The sequence below is a fragment of the Nonomuraea sp. NPDC050786 genome (genome assembly GCF_040654115.1).
Classification (GTDB): Bacteria; Actinomycetota; Actinomycetes; order Streptosporangiales; family Streptosporangiaceae; genus Nonomuraea.
The window spans coordinates 22,113-41,066 of the sequence record NZ_JBFAHJ010000020.1 but is presented as its reverse complement, the minus strand read 5'-3'; the positions used below and the strand labels follow the sequence as shown (position 1 = coordinate 41,066).

At 71.1% G+C, this 18,954-nt stretch carries 18 protein-coding genes; 8 read left to right on the top strand and 10 right to left on the bottom strand.

What is annotated here, in order from left to right; all coding sequences use genetic code 11:
• Nucleotides 1-110: 110 nt before the first annotated feature.
• Nucleotides 111-890 carry an enoyl-CoA hydratase/isomerase family protein gene (locus AB0H84_RS31160; protein WP_357611898.1) on the bottom strand — a complete coding sequence of 260 codons (780 nt, stop codon included), beginning with the start codon at nucleotides 888-890 and terminating at the stop codon, nucleotides 111-113.
• Nucleotides 891-1,149: 259 nt separating this feature from the next.
• Between AB0H84_RS31160 and AB0H84_RS31155 the strand changes: the two genes are divergently transcribed.
• Nucleotides 1,150-1,926: a maleylpyruvate isomerase family mycothiol-dependent enzyme gene (locus tag AB0H84_RS31155; RefSeq protein WP_357611895.1), complete on the top strand. Its 777-nt coding sequence runs from the start codon at nucleotides 1,150-1,152 to the stop codon at nucleotides 1,924-1,926.
• Between the two features lie 158 nt (nucleotides 1,927-2,084).
• On the opposite strand, the gene AB0H84_RS31150 is transcribed toward AB0H84_RS31155, so the two are convergent.
• Nucleotides 2,085-2,708, bottom strand: coding sequence for a LysE family translocator (locus AB0H84_RS31150; RefSeq protein WP_357611893.1), 624 nt, complete (start codon nucleotides 2,706-2,708; stop codon nucleotides 2,085-2,087).
• A 116-nt stretch (nucleotides 2,709-2,824) separates the two neighbouring features.
• Between AB0H84_RS31150 and AB0H84_RS31145 the strand changes: the two genes are divergently transcribed.
• Nucleotides 2,825-3,799 carry a LysR family transcriptional regulator gene (locus tag AB0H84_RS31145; RefSeq protein ID WP_357611890.1) on the top strand — a complete coding sequence of 325 codons (975 nt, stop codon included), beginning with the start codon at nucleotides 2,825-2,827 and terminating at the stop codon, nucleotides 3,797-3,799.
• Nucleotides 3,800-3,993: 194 nt separating this feature from the next.
• Here AB0H84_RS31145 and AB0H84_RS31140 read toward each other — a convergent pair whose 3' ends face one another.
• The 3 genes from AB0H84_RS31140 to AB0H84_RS31130 all read right to left on the bottom strand — a co-directional run bounded on the left by AB0H84_RS31140 (nucleotide 3,994) and on the right by AB0H84_RS31130 (nucleotide 6,709).
• Nucleotides 3,994-5,304, bottom strand: coding sequence for an FAD-binding protein (locus AB0H84_RS31140; RefSeq protein ID WP_357611887.1), 1,311 nt, complete (start codon nucleotides 5,302-5,304; stop codon nucleotides 3,994-3,996).
• Nucleotides 5,305-5,498: 194 nt separating this feature from the next.
• Nucleotides 5,499-6,173, bottom strand: coding sequence for an SDR family NAD(P)-dependent oxidoreductase (locus tag AB0H84_RS31135; protein ID WP_357611884.1), 675 nt, complete (start codon nucleotides 6,171-6,173; stop codon nucleotides 5,499-5,501).
• A gap of 62 nt (nucleotides 6,174-6,235) precedes the next feature.
• Entirely contained in the window at nucleotides 6,236-6,709 is a 474-nt protein-coding gene (locus AB0H84_RS31130) for a cupin domain-containing protein (protein ID WP_357611881.1), read from the bottom strand.
• Nucleotides 6,710-6,775: 66 nt separating this feature from the next.
• On the opposite strand from AB0H84_RS31130, the gene AB0H84_RS31125 reads away from it, so the two are divergent.
• A complete protein-coding gene (locus AB0H84_RS31125; RefSeq protein WP_357611878.1) occupies nucleotides 6,776-7,738 on the top strand; it encodes a DUF5937 family protein in 963 nt (320 codons plus the stop codon).
• Between the two features lie 158 nt (nucleotides 7,739-7,896).
• Here the strand turns inward: AB0H84_RS31125 and AB0H84_RS31120 are convergent, their stop codons facing one another.
• Nucleotides 7,897-9,435, bottom strand: a complete 1,539-nt coding sequence (locus AB0H84_RS31120) for an amidase (protein ID WP_357611875.1) — start codon at nucleotides 9,433-9,435, stop codon at nucleotides 7,897-7,899.
• The gene (locus AB0H84_RS31115) at nucleotides 9,432-9,572 is read right to left on the bottom strand and encodes a hypothetical protein (protein ID WP_357611872.1); all 141 of its coding nucleotides are present in this window, start codon (nucleotides 9,570-9,572) and stop codon (nucleotides 9,432-9,434) included. The genes AB0H84_RS31120 and AB0H84_RS31115 overlap by 4 nt, the downstream gene beginning before the upstream one ends.
• A gap of 131 nt (nucleotides 9,573-9,703) precedes the next feature.
• Here AB0H84_RS31115 and AB0H84_RS31110 point away from each other — a divergent pair, with 131 nt between their 5' ends.
• Both AB0H84_RS31110 and AB0H84_RS31105 read left to right on the top strand, forming a co-directional pair.
• Nucleotides 9,704-10,036: a hypothetical protein gene (locus AB0H84_RS31110; RefSeq protein ID WP_357611869.1), complete on the top strand. Its 333-nt coding sequence runs from the start codon at nucleotides 9,704-9,706 to the stop codon at nucleotides 10,034-10,036.
• Between the two features lie 7 nt (nucleotides 10,037-10,043).
• Nucleotides 10,044-10,211, top strand: a complete 168-nt coding sequence (locus AB0H84_RS31105; protein WP_357611866.1) for a hypothetical protein — start codon at nucleotides 10,044-10,046, stop codon at nucleotides 10,209-10,211.
• A 124-nt stretch (nucleotides 10,212-10,335) separates the two neighbouring features.
• Here the strand turns inward: AB0H84_RS31105 and AB0H84_RS31100 are convergent, their stop codons facing one another.
• The 3 genes from AB0H84_RS31100 to AB0H84_RS31090 all read right to left on the bottom strand — a co-directional run bounded on the left by AB0H84_RS31100 (nucleotide 10,336) and on the right by AB0H84_RS31090 (nucleotide 12,412).
• Complete coding sequence (locus AB0H84_RS31100; protein WP_357611863.1) at nucleotides 10,336-10,890, bottom strand: DinB family protein; 555 nt, start codon at nucleotides 10,888-10,890, stop codon at nucleotides 10,336-10,338.
• A gap of 356 nt (nucleotides 10,891-11,246) precedes the next feature.
• Nucleotides 11,247-11,723 (bottom strand): hypothetical protein, encoded by a 477-nt coding sequence (locus AB0H84_RS31095; protein WP_357611861.1) that lies wholly within the window; start codon nucleotides 11,721-11,723, stop codon nucleotides 11,247-11,249.
• A gap of 545 nt (nucleotides 11,724-12,268) precedes the next feature.
• Nucleotides 12,269-12,412: a hypothetical protein gene (locus tag AB0H84_RS31090; protein ID WP_357611858.1), complete on the bottom strand. Its 144-nt coding sequence runs from the start codon at nucleotides 12,410-12,412 to the stop codon at nucleotides 12,269-12,271.
• A 36-nt stretch (nucleotides 12,413-12,448) separates the two neighbouring features.
• Between AB0H84_RS31090 and AB0H84_RS31085 the strand changes: the two genes are divergently transcribed.
• The 3 genes from AB0H84_RS31085 (at nucleotide 12,449) to AB0H84_RS31075 (ending at nucleotide 18,869) form a co-directional block, all read left to right on the top strand.
• Complete coding sequence (locus AB0H84_RS31085; protein WP_357611856.1) at nucleotides 12,449-12,682, top strand: hypothetical protein; 234 nt, start codon at nucleotides 12,449-12,451, stop codon at nucleotides 12,680-12,682.
• 380 nt (nucleotides 12,683-13,062) lie between these two features.
• Nucleotides 13,063-15,507, top strand: coding sequence for a pentapeptide repeat-containing protein (locus AB0H84_RS31080; RefSeq protein WP_357611853.1), 2,445 nt, complete (start codon nucleotides 13,063-13,065; stop codon nucleotides 15,505-15,507).
• Nucleotides 15,508-15,719: 212 nt separating this feature from the next.
• Nucleotides 15,720-18,869 (top strand): BTAD domain-containing putative transcriptional regulator, encoded by a 3,150-nt coding sequence (locus tag AB0H84_RS31075; protein ID WP_357611850.1) that lies wholly within the window; start codon nucleotides 15,720-15,722, stop codon nucleotides 18,867-18,869.
• Nucleotides 18,870-18,954: the final 85 nt, after the last annotated feature.

Sequence of the window (18,954 nt, the reverse complement as noted above, 5' to 3'; positions counted from 1 at the left end):
CTGCATCCCCTCCCGTCCACCCCGGAATGGCCGAGTGGCCACAAACGGACAGGCCCTCGCACCCGCAGACGTTCCACGGGGTGCGGGACAGCCCGCACCCCCAAGCGTGGTCACTCCCCGCGGAACACCGGGCAACGCCGCTCAAGGTTCGCCGCGATGCCCTCGGCGCAGTCCGCGGTCTCCCACAGCCGCGCCTGCTCGGCCAGTTCGTGCTCCAGAGCCTCGGCGACGCGGCCCGCCAGGCCGGCGCGCAGCGTCGAGCGGATCGACCGCACCGCCAGCGGCGCCGCCGACGCCAGCTCGCGGGCCCAGGCCAGAGCGTGCTCGCGCTGCCGGCCGGGCTCGGCCAGCCGGTCGGCCAGACCGATGCGATGTGCCTCCTGGCCACGTACCGGACGGGCGCTCAGCAGCATGTCGGCCGCCGCCTGCCGGCCGACGATCTCCGGCAGCGTCACGCTCAGCCCGAACCCCTGGTGAAAGCCCAGCATCGCGAAGTTCGCGACGAAGCGGGTGTTCTCATCGGCGACCCGGAAATCGGCCGCGCAGGCCAGCCCCAGCCCTCCACCCACGGCCGCGCCCTGGACCGCGGCGATGATCGGCGTCCGGATCTCGAACAGCTGCGCCGCCCGCCGGTACAAACGCTCCACCACGGCCACCCGGTCACCGGCGAAACCACCGCCCGCCCCGAAGTCGGCGCCGGCGCAGAAGTGCTTACCCTCCGAGGCCAGGACGAGGACCCGGCAGCCGGGGTCGTCGTCCAACGCGCGGGCGGCGTCCACGATCCCGCCGATGAGGTGCTCGTCGAAGTAGTTGGCGGGCGGCCGGCGCATCTCCAGGAGCCCGACCCCGTTCTCCACCGTGACCGACAGATCTTCGCTGTCTGCTTGCACGAACGGCCTCCACAACGTCGGGGATGAGTTCGCCTTCCACCCTGCCCCACGCCGGTCATTGTCCCCCGCCGAGGTCTCCGCTCAGTGGACGTCCGCCGACTTCCTCACCTCGCCATCGCATGGTCCACTGACGCAAGGAGGGGGCCGCTCGTTTCTGGCGCATTCCGTCCGGACCCACGGCAGCCCTGTTTTCCGGCATAGTGCCACACATCAGTCCCGCGAACTTCGGGAAGACCGCAAAGCACTTGGAGGCCCGGCGATGGACACATCCGCGTATTTGAAGGCCGTTGTCGAGCAGACGAGCACGTTTGCCGATTGGGTGCACGGCAGGGATGCGGCGGCCCCGGTGCCGACATGTCCGAAGTGGACGCTGGCCGATCTCGTCGACCATGTCGGCGGGACACAGCGCATGGTGGCGATGCTCGTGGGCGAGCAGATGACCGAGCCAGGCAGGGCGTTCGCCGGCTACGTCCCCGGTCCGACCGATTCGGGCCAGTGGCGCGCCTGGCTGAACGACGGCGCGGCCGAGGCGAGACGGGCGTTCGCATCCGTCGCCGAGGACACGCCGGTGTGGGAGCCGGCGGGCGGCGCCGCAGGTGTGCCGTTCTGGTCACGTCGGCTGTTCAGCGAGGCTTGCGTGCATCGCGCGGACGCGGCTGCGGCGCTCGGCATGCGGTACGAGCTGGCGCCGCAGCTTGCCGTCCCGGCCATCGAGGACTGGCTGACCACGCTGACTTCCCGCGGCTATTGGAAGAACCGGCCGGACTTCGCCGATGCGATGCGCGGGGACGGTCAGGCTCTGCACTTCCACGCAACCGACGCGCCGGGGGAGTGGGTGGCACGCCGGGAACCGGACATGGTCGTGCTGGAGCGCACGCACACCAAGGCGGACGTCGTGGTACGCGGCCCAGCCGTCGAGCTCCTGCTCGTGATCAGCAGGCGTCGCCCACTGGATGCGGCTCCCGCGCTGGAGGTGCAGGGGGATCGGGCGCTGCTCGACCACTGGATCGAACACATGGACTGGGTCGCCGGCTGACCCCTGCCTGCAAGCAACCTCGCGCCCTGAGCGGGCGGCGAAGCCGGGCGATCGTTTCGCTGCGCTTCGTCGCCACCAGTCCTACAAGGCCACCTCATGGCTGCCGGTACACATGGCGGCAGATGCCTCGGGCGGTGGAACAGAAGCCGGCCCGCCCCTCAGACGCCTGCCGCCACCGCGGCGCCCAGCCCCAGCAGGACGACGCCGGTGGTCACGCTGAGTCCCCGCAGGACGGCCGGCCGCGATATCAGGGCCCGCCCTCGGCTGACGGCCCAGGTGAGCAACATGTACCAGGAGGCGCTGACGAGCGCCCACAGGGCTCCCAGCGCGACGGTTGACAGGAACACCGGGCCTTCCGCGGTCACGAACTGGGGCAGCACCGAGACGGCGAACACACCCGCCTTGGGGTTGCCGAGGTTGGTGATCAGTCCGGTGAGATATCCGCCCGCGAAGCCGGTGCGGCGCCCGCCCTCGTGGGCCGTGCGGGTGGAGACGGTGGTGAGCGCGGTCCGCAGCGTGTTCACCCCGAGGATCATCAGCACGATGCCGCCTGCGATCCGGAGCACCGCGTACGCGGTGGGGCTGGCCAGCAGGACGGCGGACAGCCCGGCCGCGGCGGCCGTGGACCACAGCAGGAAGCCGGTGGCGTTGCCCGCGAGCGTGCCTCGGAGCGTGCGTTGCCCGCCTTCCAGGACCTGCCGGATCATCAGGGCTTGACTCGCGCCGGGCAGCATCGCCAGCAGCAAGGTGGTGGCGATGAAAACGGGCACATGCGTGGGCATGGGGAAAGAACCCCTTCCGGGGATTGCGGCCGATGGGTGTCGTGTCCCGCCAGTCTTCCTCTCCCCGTACAAGTAAGAGAAGTTAAAAGAGAAGGGTGCAGCGTTAGGATTAGTGAATGGTGGTGGATCCGGGACAGCTGCGGCTTCTCGCGCTGATCGAGCGGCACGGCTCACTGACGGCGGCGGCTCACGCACTCCACCTCACGCCCGCGGCGGTCACCCAGCAGGTGGCCAAGGCCGAGCGCGACTGGCAGGTGCCCCTGGTCATCCGTGGTCCCCGCGGAGCAACGCTCACCGCGGCCGGTGCGCTGCTCGCCTCCCACGGCCGGACCGTGGAGGAGGCATCGGACAAGGCCGCGGCGCAACTGGCCGCACTGCTCGGCCACCTCTCGCTCCGTCTGCGGATCGGCACGTTCCAGGCGGCCGCCCTGCACCTGCTGCCACCCGCCCTGACAGCCCTGCGGCACCGCCATCCGGACGCCGACGTCTCGGTCGTGGACGTGGTGTCCGGACGCGGAGCGGACGAGATCAGCGCGGGGCGCCTGGACCTCGCCATCGTCGCGTCCTGGGGCACACCGCTCGCGCCGCCCCCACACCTGCGGGCCCACCCGCTCCTGCTGGACCCGATGGTCGTGGTGCTCCCCGATGACCACCCACTGGCCACCGGCCGGCCCCCGGACACCGAACTTCACCTGGAACAACTGCGCGACGAATCGTGGGTCTCCATCCTGGCCGGCCATGCCGCCCGCGAACAGTTCCACGACGCTGCCCGCGAGGCCGGCTTCACTCCCACCGTGCGGTTCGAGACGGAGTCCTACGACGTCGCCCAGGCCCTCGTCGGCACGGGCATCGCGGTGGCCCTGGTCTCGCGCCTGGCCCTGACGCATGCGCCTGGCACCACCCATCGCGAACTGGCCCACCCCAGGCCCTACCGCCAGCTCTACGCCGTGACCAGAACCGACTCCGGCCTCACACCACTCGCAGACCTGCTCATCGACCTCCTCCGTGATGTCGCCCGCGACATCACCGCCACCTGGGAAGCTTCCCTGCAAGAAGAAGAACGCTCGTCGAACTCACCGCACGGAGCCTGAAAGCCCCGGTTCTGAATCGACACCGCCTGGTCCGGAGCGGCCGGCCCCGGCGGTCCGCGTCGGTCGGTGAGCTTGTCCGCCCGCTTCGGGTCCACCAGGACCTGCCGCATCCGCAAGGTGTTGGCTGGAGCAGGTGCAGCGCGAGCATGCCGACCTCCCGGTGGGGCGGCGGGCCGTGTCCTGCCGGCACCGTTCTATCCGAGCACCGGGTAGTTCGCGCGGAACACGTTGTGCGGGTCACGGGCCCGCTTGATCTCGCGCAGCCGCGCGAGCGCGCTGCCGGAGAAGGACTTCGCCGCCGTGTCGCCGGGGGACAGCACGGTGTAAGGCTTGCGGCCGCTGATGTAGGCCTCGAGGTCGGCCACGACCTCGGCCTGCTTGGCGCGCGTCGCATCGGCCGCGTGCGGCAGGCCGAGACCCAGCAGGCCGAGCAGGTACGGCTCAGCCACCGCGCCGCTCGCGCCGGCCCCGCCGCCCGGTTCGGCGAGCGCTCCGCCCAGGTGCCTGATCTGCACGTTGATGAGCGGTTCGACCGGCTTGGCCAGCAGGAGCTCCACCGCGTCCGCGTCCAGGCCGGTGAGCAGCTCCGCACGGGCGATGGATGGGGCCGGGTCAGTGGGCTCGGCGGCGATGTCACCCAGGTCGGCAACCGGGACGACGCCGCGGCTGTCGGAGATCGCGCCATCGATCTTGTCGATGCGCGCCAGCAGATCCTCTCCCTGAGCCGCCTCGCCCAGGTAGGCCAGATCCAGCGTCACCATCGGTGACGCGCCGGGCGGTTGGAGCCGGTTGATCCAGACACTGAGTTCACGCGGCGCCTCGGCGGTGATCTCCAGGAACGCGTCGTACACCTCCCTGGTCCGGTGCTCCGGCCAGATCACGCGCCCGCCGTACAGGACCGGCACGGGATACAGCTCGAGTTCGAGGGCGGTCACCATCGCGAAGTCCCCGCCACCGCCGCGCAGCGCCCAGAACAGCTCGGGATCGGACTCGGCGGTCACCCGGCCCGGCTCGCCATCGGCGTCCACGATGTCGATGGCCCGCACGCTGTCGGAGGCGAAGCCGTACTTGCGGCTGAACCAGCCGACCCCACCGCCCAGGGTGTAGCCGGTCACGCTGACCCCCGGCGCGCTGCCGGCCAGGCCGGTCAGACCCAGCGGACCGGCCGCCGCGAGCAGCTGCCCCCACTTCACGCCTGCGCCCACCCGGGCCACGCGCTCTGCCGCGCGTACCTCCACCTCGTTCAGCAGGCCGGTACGCAGCAGGATCAGGCCTTCCACATCACCGGAGGCGCCATGGCCGCTCGGCTGCGCGGTCACCGTCATACCCGCCCGCCGCGCGTAACGTACGAGCGCCGCCACGTCATCGGCGTCCGCGGCCTCCGCCACGGCCGCCACGGGCTGCCTGACGGTCAGGTTCCACGGGGTGGCCGCCTGTGCAAAGCCGTCGTCATCGGGCAGGAGCACGCGCCCCTTGAGGGCACCGCGCAGATCGTTGATCGTCATCATCGTCTCCCTGTTTCCAGTCCTCAGAAATGCGGAGGAACGCCGGGCTGCACCACGGCAAGGACGGCGCACCTGACCGGCCGGACAAGGGTCACGCCGCAACCTCGGCCCTGCACCGGCTTCGGCCCGCGCCGGCGCACGTCAACACGCTGCTGTTTCCGCAGGTTCACGCCGAGCCGAGGACCGGCGCGGCGTCAGGCGGTGAAGACGCGCTCGACTTCGTCGCGCTGCGTGTGCAGGTCCCAGTAGAGGGGGGCGATCTCCTCGGCCGAGGCCGTCGGCGTTCCAGGCGGGCCGTCGGTGCCGATCCAGACGCCGATGGCGACGTGTGCCGCCTGGATGCCGGTGCCGGCCAGTTCCTTGTGCAGGTTGAGCACCCAGTTGCGCAGCGCGGCCTGGGCGGCGTTGAGGTTGCCGAACATCGGGATGGGGTCGACGGAGCCGCCGCCGTTGGTGTAGAGCAGGGTGCCCGCGCCGGCCTCGCGCATCGCGGGCAGCACGGCCCGGGTGGCGGCGATGGCCCCGTAGAGCAGGAAGTCCATCCCCCACTGCACATCGGACGGGTCGGTCCCGGACGGGGCGGTGAGTGTCAGGGACTCGATGCTCCCGGCTGGGGAGTACTCCAGGACGTCGATGCCGCCGAAGTGCGTGGCGGCGTCCTTGAGCGCCTGGGTGAGAGCGTCATGGTCGAGCACGTCCGCGGGGAACGCGGCGGCGGTGATGCCGTCGGTGGCGAGCCGGCCGACCAGGTCGTCGAGCTTGTCCCGGTTGCGGGCGATGAGCGCGACGTCGAAGCCTTGGGAGCCGAAGGTACGGGCGATGGCCAGGCCCATACCGGGGCCGGCTCCGACGATGGCGATGCTGGGCACAGTGAATCCTTTTCTGGGAAAGCCGTTGGGGAAGGGGCGGGGCGCATGCCGTTGCCGGTGCATCACCGCTCGTGGTCGTCGACGAAGTGGTTGTCGTGGGCTTCGTGAAGCCGGCTCAGGTCCCGCTCGTTCACGGTGGCGAGCTGCGCGAAGTACTCCTCCCGCGGTACGCCTGGCGAGAGTGCCATGAGGAGGGTGGCGGGTTCGGCGCGCTCTTTCCGGAGCGCGTGGACGTCACCCATCGCGGCATGCGCGGTGTCGCCGGGCCGCAGTGTCCGCCAGGTCCGCCCGTCGAAGTAGTCGACTTCACCTTCCTCAACGATGAAGGTCTCGCTGAAGGTCGTGTGAAAGTGCGGGGCAGGTCCCCGGCTGGAGGGCGACATGCGCCACCGGTAGATGCTCACGACCCCGCTGGTCTCCGCCGGGCCGGCGAGGACTTCGATGGTCGATCCGCCGGCGCCCAGCTGGATCGTTCGCGCCTGTCGGGCTCGCTCGGGTTTCTCGGAGAGCCAGCCCATCGGCTCCGTGTCAGTCATGATCCGAGTCTCGGGGCTTCGCCGCTCCGTTCGCGCTCACTTCGGCGGTGGCCTAACAATAGGGGAGTGATCCGCTACCGATTGGGCGCTGGTGCTGCGAGCGTGCGGTGGGCGATGTCGCCGATCCACGAAGTGGTCAGCCTTGCCCAGCTCCTGACCGAACCGCAGCGCCACCCGATGTTCCACCCGTGGCTTCGCCGTCGCCAGCACCGTCTCTCGGACCTGGACCTGAGGGCGCTCACGGTCTTCATGGCCGATGGCGCGTATCGGCCCGACTTCCTTGACCCGTCGCCGATGTCCAGTGAGCCGACGTTCGAGGAAGGCATGGAGGCCCTCCTCGCCGCGCCGGCGGACCAGACGTACGCCGAGCTGGTCGACGCTTCGACGGGACGCGGGGCACAGATCGGCCGCCGACTGCTCGATGACCCCGACCGAGCCAGGTCCGAGGCCGCCGACGCGCTACGCCGCCTCTGGAAGGCGGTCGTAGAACCGGAATGGCCGTCCATGCGGCAGGCGCTGCGTGCCGAGATGCTGGATCGGGCCATCCAGGTCAACCGCGAGGGGTTGCGCGCCATCCTTCCGCGCCTGCACCCCTCCGCTGCGTGCGAAGGCGACACCATCACCGTCGAGAAGATGGTCGACATCGACGTCGACTGCCCCGAGGGACTCATTCTCGTTCCGTCGCTGTTCATCACCGACCGGGTGCAGTGCACCACCTCAGACCACTGGGCTCCGGCGATCTATTACCCGGCATCCGGGCGGTACCTCTGGGCGGCACCTCCCACTCCGAGATCCCTCGACCGGCTTCTGGGCGCGACTCGATCGAGGATCCTGGCCGCGCTCACCACTCCGCTGCAGACGACCGTTGTGGCCAGGCTGGTGTGCGTCACCGTCCCGACGGCCAGCGAACACCTGACAATCCTGCGAGACGCCGGGTTGATCGACAGCAGCCGGGCCGGTCGCACGGCCACGCACGAGCTCACCCAGGCGGGACGCGCTCTCCTGGAGGCGGCCTCGCCGCGCCCATGACTTCACCTGCCCCGTCCGCTGCCGATGGCCGACGCGGGGCGCGATGGCGGCATCATCGAGGGGGTGCCGGTGCCGGATGGCCGGCACCGTGCACCGCTTCCTGTGCCGGGAGGAGACTGATCCGTACCTCGTCCGCGACGGATACCCGGCAACATGCTCTATTTCGGTGCGTGGAAGCCGCCGATCTTCTGCTCGAGCAGTTCGGCCAGCCGCAGCGGGGTGCGGTCCTCGAACATCGGACCGATGAGCTGCACTCCCACCGGCAGGCCCTCGGGGGACCGGCCCGCTGGTATGGCGGTGGCGGGCAGGCCGGGCATGGTGGCCAGGCCGGCCCAGACGAGCTGGTCGAAGTACGGGTACTCGACGCCGTCGATGTCGATGCGCCGGGCCAGCGGATTGGGGTTGTGGTCGTGCGGGAACGCGGGAGTCGGCGTGACGGGGCACAGCACGGCGTCGAACTCGGCGAAGAACTGCCGCCAGCCGTGGCGGTGGAGCTCGCGGCGGTTGTTCGCCTCCATCCAGTCGCGGTGGCTGAACACCATGGCGCGCAGCCGCACGGCGTCAAGACTCTGGTCGTCCGCGCTCAGTCCGGCGACGCGGGTCCGCAGCTGCTCGTACGATTCGATGGGAAAACGCGCAACAGAGCCCGACATCAGCAACTGCATGTAGAGCATCGCGGCTTCGGTCAGATCGGGCAGCAGCGGACTGTGCCGTTCGACGCGGGCGCCGCCGTCGGCGAGCGCGGCGGCCACCCGGTTCACGCCCGCCCGTACGGCGGACCCGGTCGGAATGAACGGATGCTCGTCGAGGACCAGGACCCGGAAGTCGCCGAGCCGCTCGTGGCGGGCGGGCGGCAGTGCCAAACGGTGCGCCACGCCGAGCGTCAGCGGGTCCGGTCCGGCCATGACGTCGAGCAGGAGCGTGAGGTCGCGGGCGGTGCGCGCCATCGGACCGACGACGGCGAGGTCGAGGTCGACCGGCAACGGCGGTGCCGCCGGCGCGACCATGCCGCGGGTTGCCGCCAGTCCGAGTGTCGGCTTGTGCGCGTAGATGCCGCAGAAATGCGCGGGGGTGCGCAGCGAGCCGGCGAGGTCGGAGCCGATGGACAGCGCGCCGAACCCGGACGCCAGGGCCGCCGCTGATCCGCCGGAGGATCCGCCCGACGTGCGACCGTGATCCCACGGGTTGTTGGTGGTGCCGTAGATCTCGTTGAAGCTCTGGATGTCTTGCAGCCCCAACGGCACATTGGTCTTGCCGAGCACCACCGCGCCCGCGGCCTTGAGCCGCGACACCTGTACCGCGTCCTCGGCCGGCATGTAGTTTCGGTGCGGCGGCATGCCCCAGGTCGTGGGCAGCCCGGCGATGTTGTACGACTCCTTGACCGTCACCGGAATGCCGAGCAGCGGCCGGTCCTCACCACGCGCGCGTGCCTGGTCAGCACCGCGCGCGGCGGCCCGCGCGCGGTCGAAGTCCGGCATGCAAACAGCGTTGATCACCTTGTCGTCCCGCTCGATGCGGGCGATCGCCTCGTCGGTCAGTTCGACCGAGCTCACTTCACCGGCACGCAATGCAGCTGCGAGGTCTTCGGCCGCCTGAAAGTTCCATTCCATGGAGTTGACTTTAACGGCCTGCCGTAAATGGTTGTCCCCACGCGCGTCGCCCGCATTCGCCGGAAAAGCCGAAACGGCTACCTTCACTGGCTGACGTCACGCACTCGTTCTGCCGCCAAAGACGCTCCACCCCAGGTCAGCATGGTCGTCAACAGGTCGGCTCCGCCGGCAAGGGCATGAAATGCCGCTTCGCGCAACGAGATAGACATCTCAATTTTCATCATGCATCTCTCCGGCCACTTACTATTCGCTCGACCGCTGGCCATAGCGTGCGGGATTTGTCCAGTAGACGGGTGACTCATTTTAAATTGGTTCATCGAGATGGCTTCCTCCACACGCGGCCGGCATGAGCGCCATGCCGAAGATCGCGCCGCGCCCTCGGTCGCCGCCGACGCCGAACGCCGAACGCCGCAAGGAGAGCGCCGACGAGACCCGCGCGGTCGCCAAGACCACCATCCACCAGCTGCTGTCACGCCGTGACATCCCCCTGCGCGAGAAGACCTGGTGGCGGATGCTGTACGAGACCGCCGCCCGGGCCGCCGAGATTCTGGCGCTGAACGCTGTCGGCCGGGCCTCCTGGACATGCGTGGACCCCGGCGGCCGACCGCCGGGGTCCACGGCTTGGGTGCGCGTCAGTCGAGGTCGACGAGCGGCGGCAGCTGGCGGAGGGCTTCGGGCAGCTCGCTGATGCCGCGGTGAACCAGCCGCGCACGGACGGCTTCGACGTCCGTGACGAGGACGTGGCCCGTCTCTCGCCGTTCGTGCGGCACCACATCAACATGCTGGGCCGCCACTCCTTCCGGCTGCCCGACCTGCCCGGCGGTATGAGGCCCCTACGTGGCCGAGACGCGGCCGATGAGTAGACCGGGAGGCAGGAGACGGTTGCCGACCCCGGCCGTTGTCCGGCGGCACACGGCCGCCGGACAAGGTCACCCGCCGCCGAAATCAGCGCACGCGGCCGCCGGACAAGGTCGCCCGCCGCCGAAATCAGACGCCTTCGCGCAGGTACAGGTCGCGCAGCAGGCCGATCTCGCCGCCGTGATGGGTGACCTCTTTCAGAGCGTGCAGCGCGAGCTTCAGATAGGTCTCATCGGCCCAACCGCCGGGGCCCATGCCTATCGGCGCCAACAGGCGCTTGTCGCCGAGGGCTGCGATACGGGAGATGAAGTGCTCCCAGTCCTCGGCGAGCGCCTGGACGCCCTCTTTCGCGGTGCCCGGCCACTCGTGGCGGTCGCCGAACTCGGGGACGTCCTCGAAGAGGTGGATCACATAGCCGCGCAGGCAGAGGCTGCCGATGTGCCAGATGCGCCAGGCGATCGTCGTGACGGGGTCCGGCACGCCCGGGACCGACTGCGGAATCAGCTCGTCGACACGGAAGACGCCGTCGTCGCCGGGCCGGATGCTGATGCAGTCGCTCACCGGCTCCCAGTGGTACTCGGCGTCGGTCAGGCCCTCCAGGCGCTCGAACAGCCGGGATCGCACGTTTTCGAAACTCGCGAGAATTTCCCGCGTGACGGGGTCGGTCACGATCATGTCAGCCATGTCCACTCCAGGGCTCGATGGTTTCGGGTCGGTCGGGATGATCAGGATCGACGGGTCGGCCGGCTCTGTCACGTGCCGCCGCCTCGGCGTGTGTCGCCGGATGCGAGCAGGCCAGGGCCGCTTCACGTAGCGGCCGGAGAACGTCACCGCAGGTGACGGCTCAAGCTACCGCAGATATTAGGGCGTTATGTGTGGGATGACGTCAAGATCGCCGCGCCCGACGTCCCGTCAGGCGCCCACCAGGGCCGACAGATGCTCGGCGCCGGTCTTCGTTCCGATGTTCCCCAACCCCCGATCCGTCGTCGTCCTCGTCATCCATGCTGAGGGCGAAAGGACGCTCCCGCGGCCGGCGCTGCTCAGCTCACCTCGCTGACCGCGCCCGAGCCAGAGACGGCGATCGCCGCCTGCGGGCCGCCCTCACCGCAGGCCGGCCCGTTGGGGAACAGGCCCTCGGGCGTGACGGTGAGTTCGCTCTCCACCACGGCCTCGCCCGACCGCCCTTTCAGCCGCAGCTTCACTTTCACCGGCGCCTTGGGCAGCCCCGTCACGTCCGCGAAACCCTGCTTGCCACCCGTGGGCTTGAGTTCCGCACCGCACGCTTCGCCATCGCACGTCTGGCTCGCGACGGTGGTGTCCTGGTGCAGTTCCGGCTTCGCCGTACGGCAAGAACCGTCCCAGCAGGCGGTCAGCTCAGCGGCCGTCACCATGTCCGCCAGCGGGGCATCGACGCGCACCGAGATCCCGACCGGAGCGCCGATGGCCGTGCAGCCGTGCTGGGAAGCGCAGCCCGAGAGTACGACCAGGGCAGCGGTGATCGCGACCAGAACCTTCATGACCCGTCAACGGGCGATGGGCCCTCATGGTTCATCTCGGACGCACAAGAGTGACACCGCACTTCGAGGAGTTCTCTCAGGGAGCTTGTGGCAGCACAGGTCGTCCGGTGTCCCATGGCGGCCGATCCATACGAGAACGCGATCCGTCGTGGGCGCGGGGGCAGCTCGGCGGCCCGCACGAGGGCGTGGCGGAGGTGGCGGCGGGCATCACGGTCCTCGCCTCGCACCGGCGGCGCGGCATCGCGGGCGCGGTCACGGCGCTGCTGACCCGCGCGGGAGCGGACGCCGGGGTGACGACGCCGTTCCTGACCCCGGCCGACGACCGCGCAACCCGGTGGTACCAGCGGGTCGGGTACCGGCGCGTGGGTGAGGCTCTGCACATCTCAATGCGCCAGCCGTCCGCCGCGTTCCGCCGCTCGCGGCACGAGGACACCTGGTCGTCTGGCTCGCGGCACCAGACACCCGGTCGTCTGGCTCGCCACCGCGGACAACCCGCCGCGCCGCCGGCGGGCGACGCGGCGGGGGCTGACCGCGGGGCCGGGTGGCTACAGGGCCCTCCCGGTGGCGTATCGGTAGGAGGCCGCGACGATGCTCCTGGCCGTCTCCAGTTCTTGTGCGCTGCGGGGACCGTAGAGCATCACCACGTTGATCGTGGGGGAGGGGCCGTAGGCGGCGGCGAGAGCTTTCATGATCAGCGGCTCCTGACGTGGCGGGGAATCGGACGGGTGCCAGCCTGCTCGCCGCCCGCCCTCCCGCTCACCGTCCGTCCGGGCGGCATCCGCTACCCGAACGGGCAGCGACCTCCCTTGCCCGCCCTCGCCTGGCATCGGCACATGGACCTGCCCGACCCGCGTACCGTGCTGGCGGCCGCCGCGTCTGTCCTGCGGGCGCCGATCGGCGCCATGCTGGAACCGCTGTCACACGCGATGGCGGAACGCGGCGTCGCCGGCGGTCAGTGAGGCGGTCAGGGTCTTGGCGCCGTCGGGCGAGCTGTACATCAGCGCCGCGTAGCCGCCGGGGGCTGCCGTTGTGGTTGAGGACGGTGCCGCAGTCCTGGCCCAGGTCCTTCACGAACATTCCCAGGCCGTAGTGACCGTAGAGGGGGTCGCTCTTCGGGTGCGGCTCGCGCATCTCGGCCAGCAGCTTGGCCGTCGTCGGCGTCTCGGACATCGCGGAGCCGTTCTTCCGTTTTTCTTCCGTTCCGATTCCGCGCTCGAAAAGCTCCCTATTTGTCCGGACGCACAAAGGTAAGGTCAACCGGACCGCGGATCGCGGTGAAGCAGGTCCCTCTGATTCGGAGGGCTCAACCGATCACATTCGTTTACACAGAGGGACGAACGTGCACGAGGAGACGCATTTAAGCCCGGAAGTACGGCGGCTCGGATCGCCCCGCCTGGCGCGGGAGTGTGACGTACGGGCCGCGCTGGCCATGCTGGACGCAGGTCCGGCCGGGCTCCTGATCACCGGGGCGGCGGGAATGGGCAAGAGCGCCCTGGCCCGCCGGATGCTGGAGCGACTGCGCTCCGACGGCCGGCAAGTGGCCGCCATGGTGGGCAGATGGTCTCCGCGAACGCTATTCCGCGGTGTCTCCGAGGCCTTCCTCTGCTGGGGCGAGGAGCTTCCGCGGGAACACGTGCACATGATGGGGGCTCTCGGCCTGGCACCGTCGGACGACGCCATGCTGGACATGACCTGCCGGCTGCTGAAGAGTTTCCCGCTCGTCCTGCTCTTCGACGACCTGGACCAGAACTACGACGGCACCGGTTTCCTGGACCCCGGCTTCGGCGAGGTGTTCGACCGGCTGTGCCAGGCCGCCGACCGCGGCCGGGTGCTGGTCACCACCCGGACACCGCTACCGGCGCGGGCCGCGGGCAACCGGCTCGGTGCCCTGCGGCTCGGCCCCTTGGACCTCACGGCGGGGGTCGAACTGGCGACTGGGCTGCCCTTCCTGTCCACCGTGGACCCGGCCACCCAGGAGCGGGTGGTCCGCACGGCCCAGGCGCATCCACGCTCGCTGCATCTGCTCGACGCCTGGCTGTCCGCGAACCCGGAGGGCGCCGGAACGCGGCTGGCGGCCGTGACACCGGGAGCCGTACCATTCGGCCTGGTCATGGCCGAGCTGACCGGGCGACAGCGGGAGACCCTGCTCCAAGCCGCGATCTGCACCGTCCCGGTCACCGTACGGGACCTGGCCGTCGCCTGCGACACCAGCAGGCCGGCCCGGCGGCAGCGCCCGGAGCCCAAGCGGTCGGCGCTCCAGAGCATGCAGGCCGACGCGGCCCGGCTGGCCGAGCTCGGCCTGCTCAGCTCGTGGGAGGGGTGGGACGGGGAGACCGTCTACTTCGCCGACCGCTGGATCGCGGAGCTGCTGGCGCCGCACCAGGGCCCGGCGCTCGCCGATCGTCACGAACGCGCCCTGAACATGCACTACAGCCGAACCCACGGCAACGGTACGTTCGACGACTACGTCGCGGTCTGCCGGCACCTGGTGGCGCTTCAGGGCATCAGCGACCTGTCCACGTTCGCCCTCGAAGTCGTCGACAGTCTGGAGACGGACTCCGAGTACGCCGGGATGGCGCTCCTGGGCGAGATCACGTCGTCCATACCGGCGGGCTTCGAGCGTCTCATCCGTGACCGCCTGGTCGCCATGTTGATCCGGCACGGCTTCACGGGGGCCGCGCGAGAGGTGGCCGAACGATCGTTGTCCGCCGTCGAGGAGTGGGCCGCCACCCACCCGCAGCGCGACGAGGCCAGGTTCTGCCTCGGTGCCGCGCGCGACACGTGTGGTCAGGCCCGGCTCGCCGACGGCCACCCGGTCGCCGCGGAGGCCGTGCTCACGCAGGCCGTGGACATTTACCACGAGCTCGCGGCCGAGCATCCGACCTTCATGGAGGCGGACCAGCGGCTCGCCGGCTCGTTGCAGCATCTCGGCGAGGTGTACGGCGCGCTCGACCTGCCGGAGCACAAGGACAAGGAGTACGAGACGTGGGCCGAGTGCTCGCAGATCCGTACCCGGCTCTTCCAGGCGGATCCGAGCCCGGAAACGGCCCTGGACGCCGGGCTGGCCTTCCACCGCCTCGCCGATCTGGCCAGGAGGTCCGGCGATCGGGACAACGCGCGGAGGCTGCTGGGCACGCGCCTCGTGATGATGGAGGCGATGGCGCAGATGTATCCGTACGACGAGGAACTCGCCGCGGCACTCGCCACAGCGGAGGAGGATGTCGCCGCTCTCGACGCACACGCCACCCGCACCGCCGACGGTCCTGAGGGGGCGGAACCTCCCGGCGCGTCAGGGGGAACGGCGGAGGTCATCGCGATCCTGAGGCAGGGGCCGTTCGCGTTCAACCAGTGGCGCGCCGACCACGCGGAGGAGGAGCTCGATCTGTCCGGCGCCGATCTGCGCGGGCTGGACCTCGACAAGATGGTGCTCGCCGGTGCCGACCTCACCGGCGCGGATCTGTCGCGGGCCTCCGCACGCGGCGCCATCTTCTCCGGGGCCGATCTGACCGGCGCCAACCTGGCCGGCGCCGACCTGACCGGGGCGGGCTTCGGCTACAGCGAGGTCGTCAACGGCGCCATCGCCTTCACCCGGCTGGGCAGTGCGATGATCCAGCCAGCGACCTTGACCGGTGCGGTGCTCACCGGCGCGGTCCTCGAGCACACCTCGTTCCGCGAGTGTGACCTGACCGGCGTCGACCTGCGCGGATGTGACCTGAGCACGTTGGACCTCAAGCGCTGCGGCCTGCACGGCGCGATCATCGACACCGCCCCGGGCACCGCCTGATGGCGGCGGCACGGCTCACCGCTTCTGGGGCACGTGACGTGGACAACGCGATGAGATCCGGCCCGGGCGGCCTCTGAGCCGCGCACCCATCGGTCCGGGCCGTCGCCGACCGGCCCCGTATGCTGCTCACGGACCAGTGCTCGTGATCAGCGTGCGACACGATCGCCACGCGGTGGCATCACTTCACACAGACCCCGACGCGAAGGAAACGCATGGATTCGGAGGCGCGATTCGCGCTTCTGGGGCCGGTCGCCGTGAACGGGCCCGGCGGGCCGATCGCGCTGGGTTCGCCCAAGCAGCGGACCGTGCTGGCCGCCCTGCTGCTCCATGCGAACCGTGCGGTGCCGGACGACCGGCTCATCGACCTGGTGTGGGGCGAGCGGGCGCCGCGCACGGCCCTGGCGCGCCTGCACGTGTACGTCCACGAACTGCGCACCCTGATCGGCAGGGAGCGCATCAGTCGCGCCGGCGCCGGATACCGCGCCCACGTGGCCGCGGACGAGCTGGACCTGTCCCTGTTCGAGCGGCACAGGCTCGCCGCGCGCGCCGACGCCGCCGAAGGACGCCACGCCGGCGCCGCGGCCCGGTTGCGTACCGCGACGGCGCTGTGGCGCGGCGCCGCGCTGGCGGGCACCAGCCCCGAGCTGATCCGCCAGGAGCGCCCCGGGCTCGAGGACCGGCGGACCTGCGCCCTGGAGGAGCTGTACGACGCGGAGCTGGCGTGCGGGCGGCACACCGGCGTGCTTGGCGAGCTGCGTACGGCGGTGGCCGAACACCCGCTGCGCGAGCGGCTGGTGGGACAGCTCATGCTGGCCCTGCACCGGTGCGAGCGCCGCTCCGAGGCCCTGACCGTGTACCGGGACACCAGGCAGCGGCTGGTCACCGAGCTGGGTATCGAGCCCGGCGGCCCTCTGCGCCAGTTGCACCAGCGGCTCCTGCGCGAGGACGAACCAGACTCCCCCGGCCAGGCCGGCTCCTTCGATCAGAACATGGCTGCCGCGCGGCCGGCCGAGCTGCCCAGGGAGGTGCGGGGTTTCGCCGGCCGCGACGCGGAGCTGGCTTGGCTGCAGGAGTGCCTGGGCGGCGGCGACGGCGTGTGCGTCGTGAGCGGTACGGCGGGCATGGGGAAGACCGCGCTCGCGGTGCACTGGGCGCACCAGGTCAAGGACCGCTTCCCCGACGGTCAGCTCTACATCGACCTGCGCGGCTATGACCAGGAGCACGAGCCGCTGACCACGGCGGCGGCTCTGAGCCGCCTGCTGATCTCGCTCGGCTGCGGTCCCGGGAGCATGCCGGGCGGCTTCGGCCACGACCAGGCGCCGGGCGGCCTGGAGGCCCGGCTCGGCCTCTACCGCTCGCTCCTGGCCGGCCGCTCGTACCTGCTGGTCCTGGACAACGCCCGCACCGCGGCCCAGGTCGAGCAGTTGCTGCCCCCGACCGGCGCGGCGATCGTGACCAGCCGGCACCGGCTGGGCGAACTGGTCGTGCGCGCCGGTGCCAGGCAGCGCTCGCTCGGCCCGCTCTCCGAAGGGGACGGCCGGGCACTGCTGGACGGTGTCCTGGGCCCGGCGCGTGAACCGGTCGAATCGGACGCGCGCGGCACACTGGTGCGGGTGTGCGGCGGCCTGCCGCTCGCCCTGCGCATCGCCGCCGCGAACGCCGCCGCCCGGCCCGCCGATGGCACCACGGCGGTCGCGGCGGAACTCGCCGCCGGCGACACGCTGGCGGGACTCACCCTGGACGGTGCCGGGGACAACGCCGTCACCGTCGCCTTCTCCGCCTCCTACCGCGCGCTCGCCCCGGCGGAACAGCGGGTCTTCCGCCTGCTCGGGCTCGTTCCCGGCCCCGATGTGACCGTGGCGGCCGCGGCGGCGGTCACCGGCCTGCCGCCGGCCGCGGCCCGCGCCTCGCTCGGGGCCCTGGCCGCGGCCCACCTGCTCGAACACCACGTCACCGACCGGTACCGCTTCCACGACCTGGTCCGGCTCTACGCCGTGGCCGAGGCCGAGCGCGACCCCGAGCGCGCCGCGGCCTGGGACCGCTTGTTAGGCCACTACCTTGACCTGGGGGCCGCCATCGCCGCCCGGTGCGCACCCGGCGAGTACCTGCTTCCCGGCTCACGGCCGCCCGCGGGAACACTTCCCGGCTCACGGCCGCCCGCGGGAACGTCCGGCGTCATCGACCTGGACGTCCTCAATCTGCTGGCCGCACTGGTGCGCGCGATCGAACGCGACCCCGGCCCGCAGGCTTGGCGCCTGGCCGACCTGGTTCGCGCCATCTGCGCCCGTACCGGGCACATCGGTGAGTGGGTGGAGGTGGCGCCGGCTCTGCTGGCGGTCACCTCCGCCCACGAGGTGCCCGCCGTGGCTGCCATGTTGCACATCGGCATGGGGGACGGCCTCTTCCGCACCGGCCGCCGTACCGAGGCCATTGGACATCTCGAAGAGGCCGTGCGCATCGCCCATGACAGCGGCGAGCGGGAGGGGGAGGCGGCGGCCACGATGGGGCTGAGTTTCGCGCGTGCGTGGACGGGCGACCTCACCGGCGCGATCGCCGACAACGTCCAGGCGGCGCGGCTCTTCGAGGAGCTCGGCTCGGTGCCCGGGCGGGTCAGGGCGCTCAACGCGCTCGGCTACCAGCACCACCACCTGGGCAGGCTCGATCTGGCCGAGCGTTACTGCAGGCAGGCCCTCACGCTGAGCCGCCGCCATGACCTGCCCTACGCCGAGGGCGCCGACCTGCGGCAGCTCGGCGCTGTACTCCTCGACCAGGGCCGGTACGACGAGGCCGAGGAGTGCCTGCGGCGGTCGGCCGCCCTGATCACCTCGATCGGTGGCCACGGCGCGGCGACGACGCGCATCTGGATCAGCCGGCTGCACTGGGAGAACGGCAGGTGGGAGCAGGCGCGCGAGGAGGCCCTCGGTGCACTCGGCGTGTGCCGCGGCCAGGGTGACCGGCTGGTCGAGGCCGCGGGGCTGGTCGCCCTGGCCGATGCCGTCATCCCCCTCGGTCTGACGGCGGAGGCCGCGGACAGCCTGGACCTGGCCGACGAAGTCATCGGCGCGGCCGGGCTGCCCTGGCATCGGTCCTACGCCCTGCTCGCCCGGGCCCGGCTGCACGACGCCCGGGACGATCCGGAGGGCGCCCTCCGTCACGCGCTGCGGGGGTACGCGGTGGCGGCGGAGAACACGTACCGGCTGCCGGAGCTGGCCGCGCTGACCGAACTGGCCCGGCTGGAACGGCGCCGCGGCGACCACGAGGCCGCGGCACGCCACGCAGACCGGGCCCTGCGGCTGTGCGGCCGGATCGGGCACGCACCGTGCGCGGAGAAGCTCGCCCCGCTGCTCAAGACCGGCACGTAGCCGATCGGCTTGTGGTCACTCGTCCGGGTCTGGACCAGGCTCTCCCCGCCGGCAGGACCCCTCGCCCGAGGCAGGCCCAGAGCGG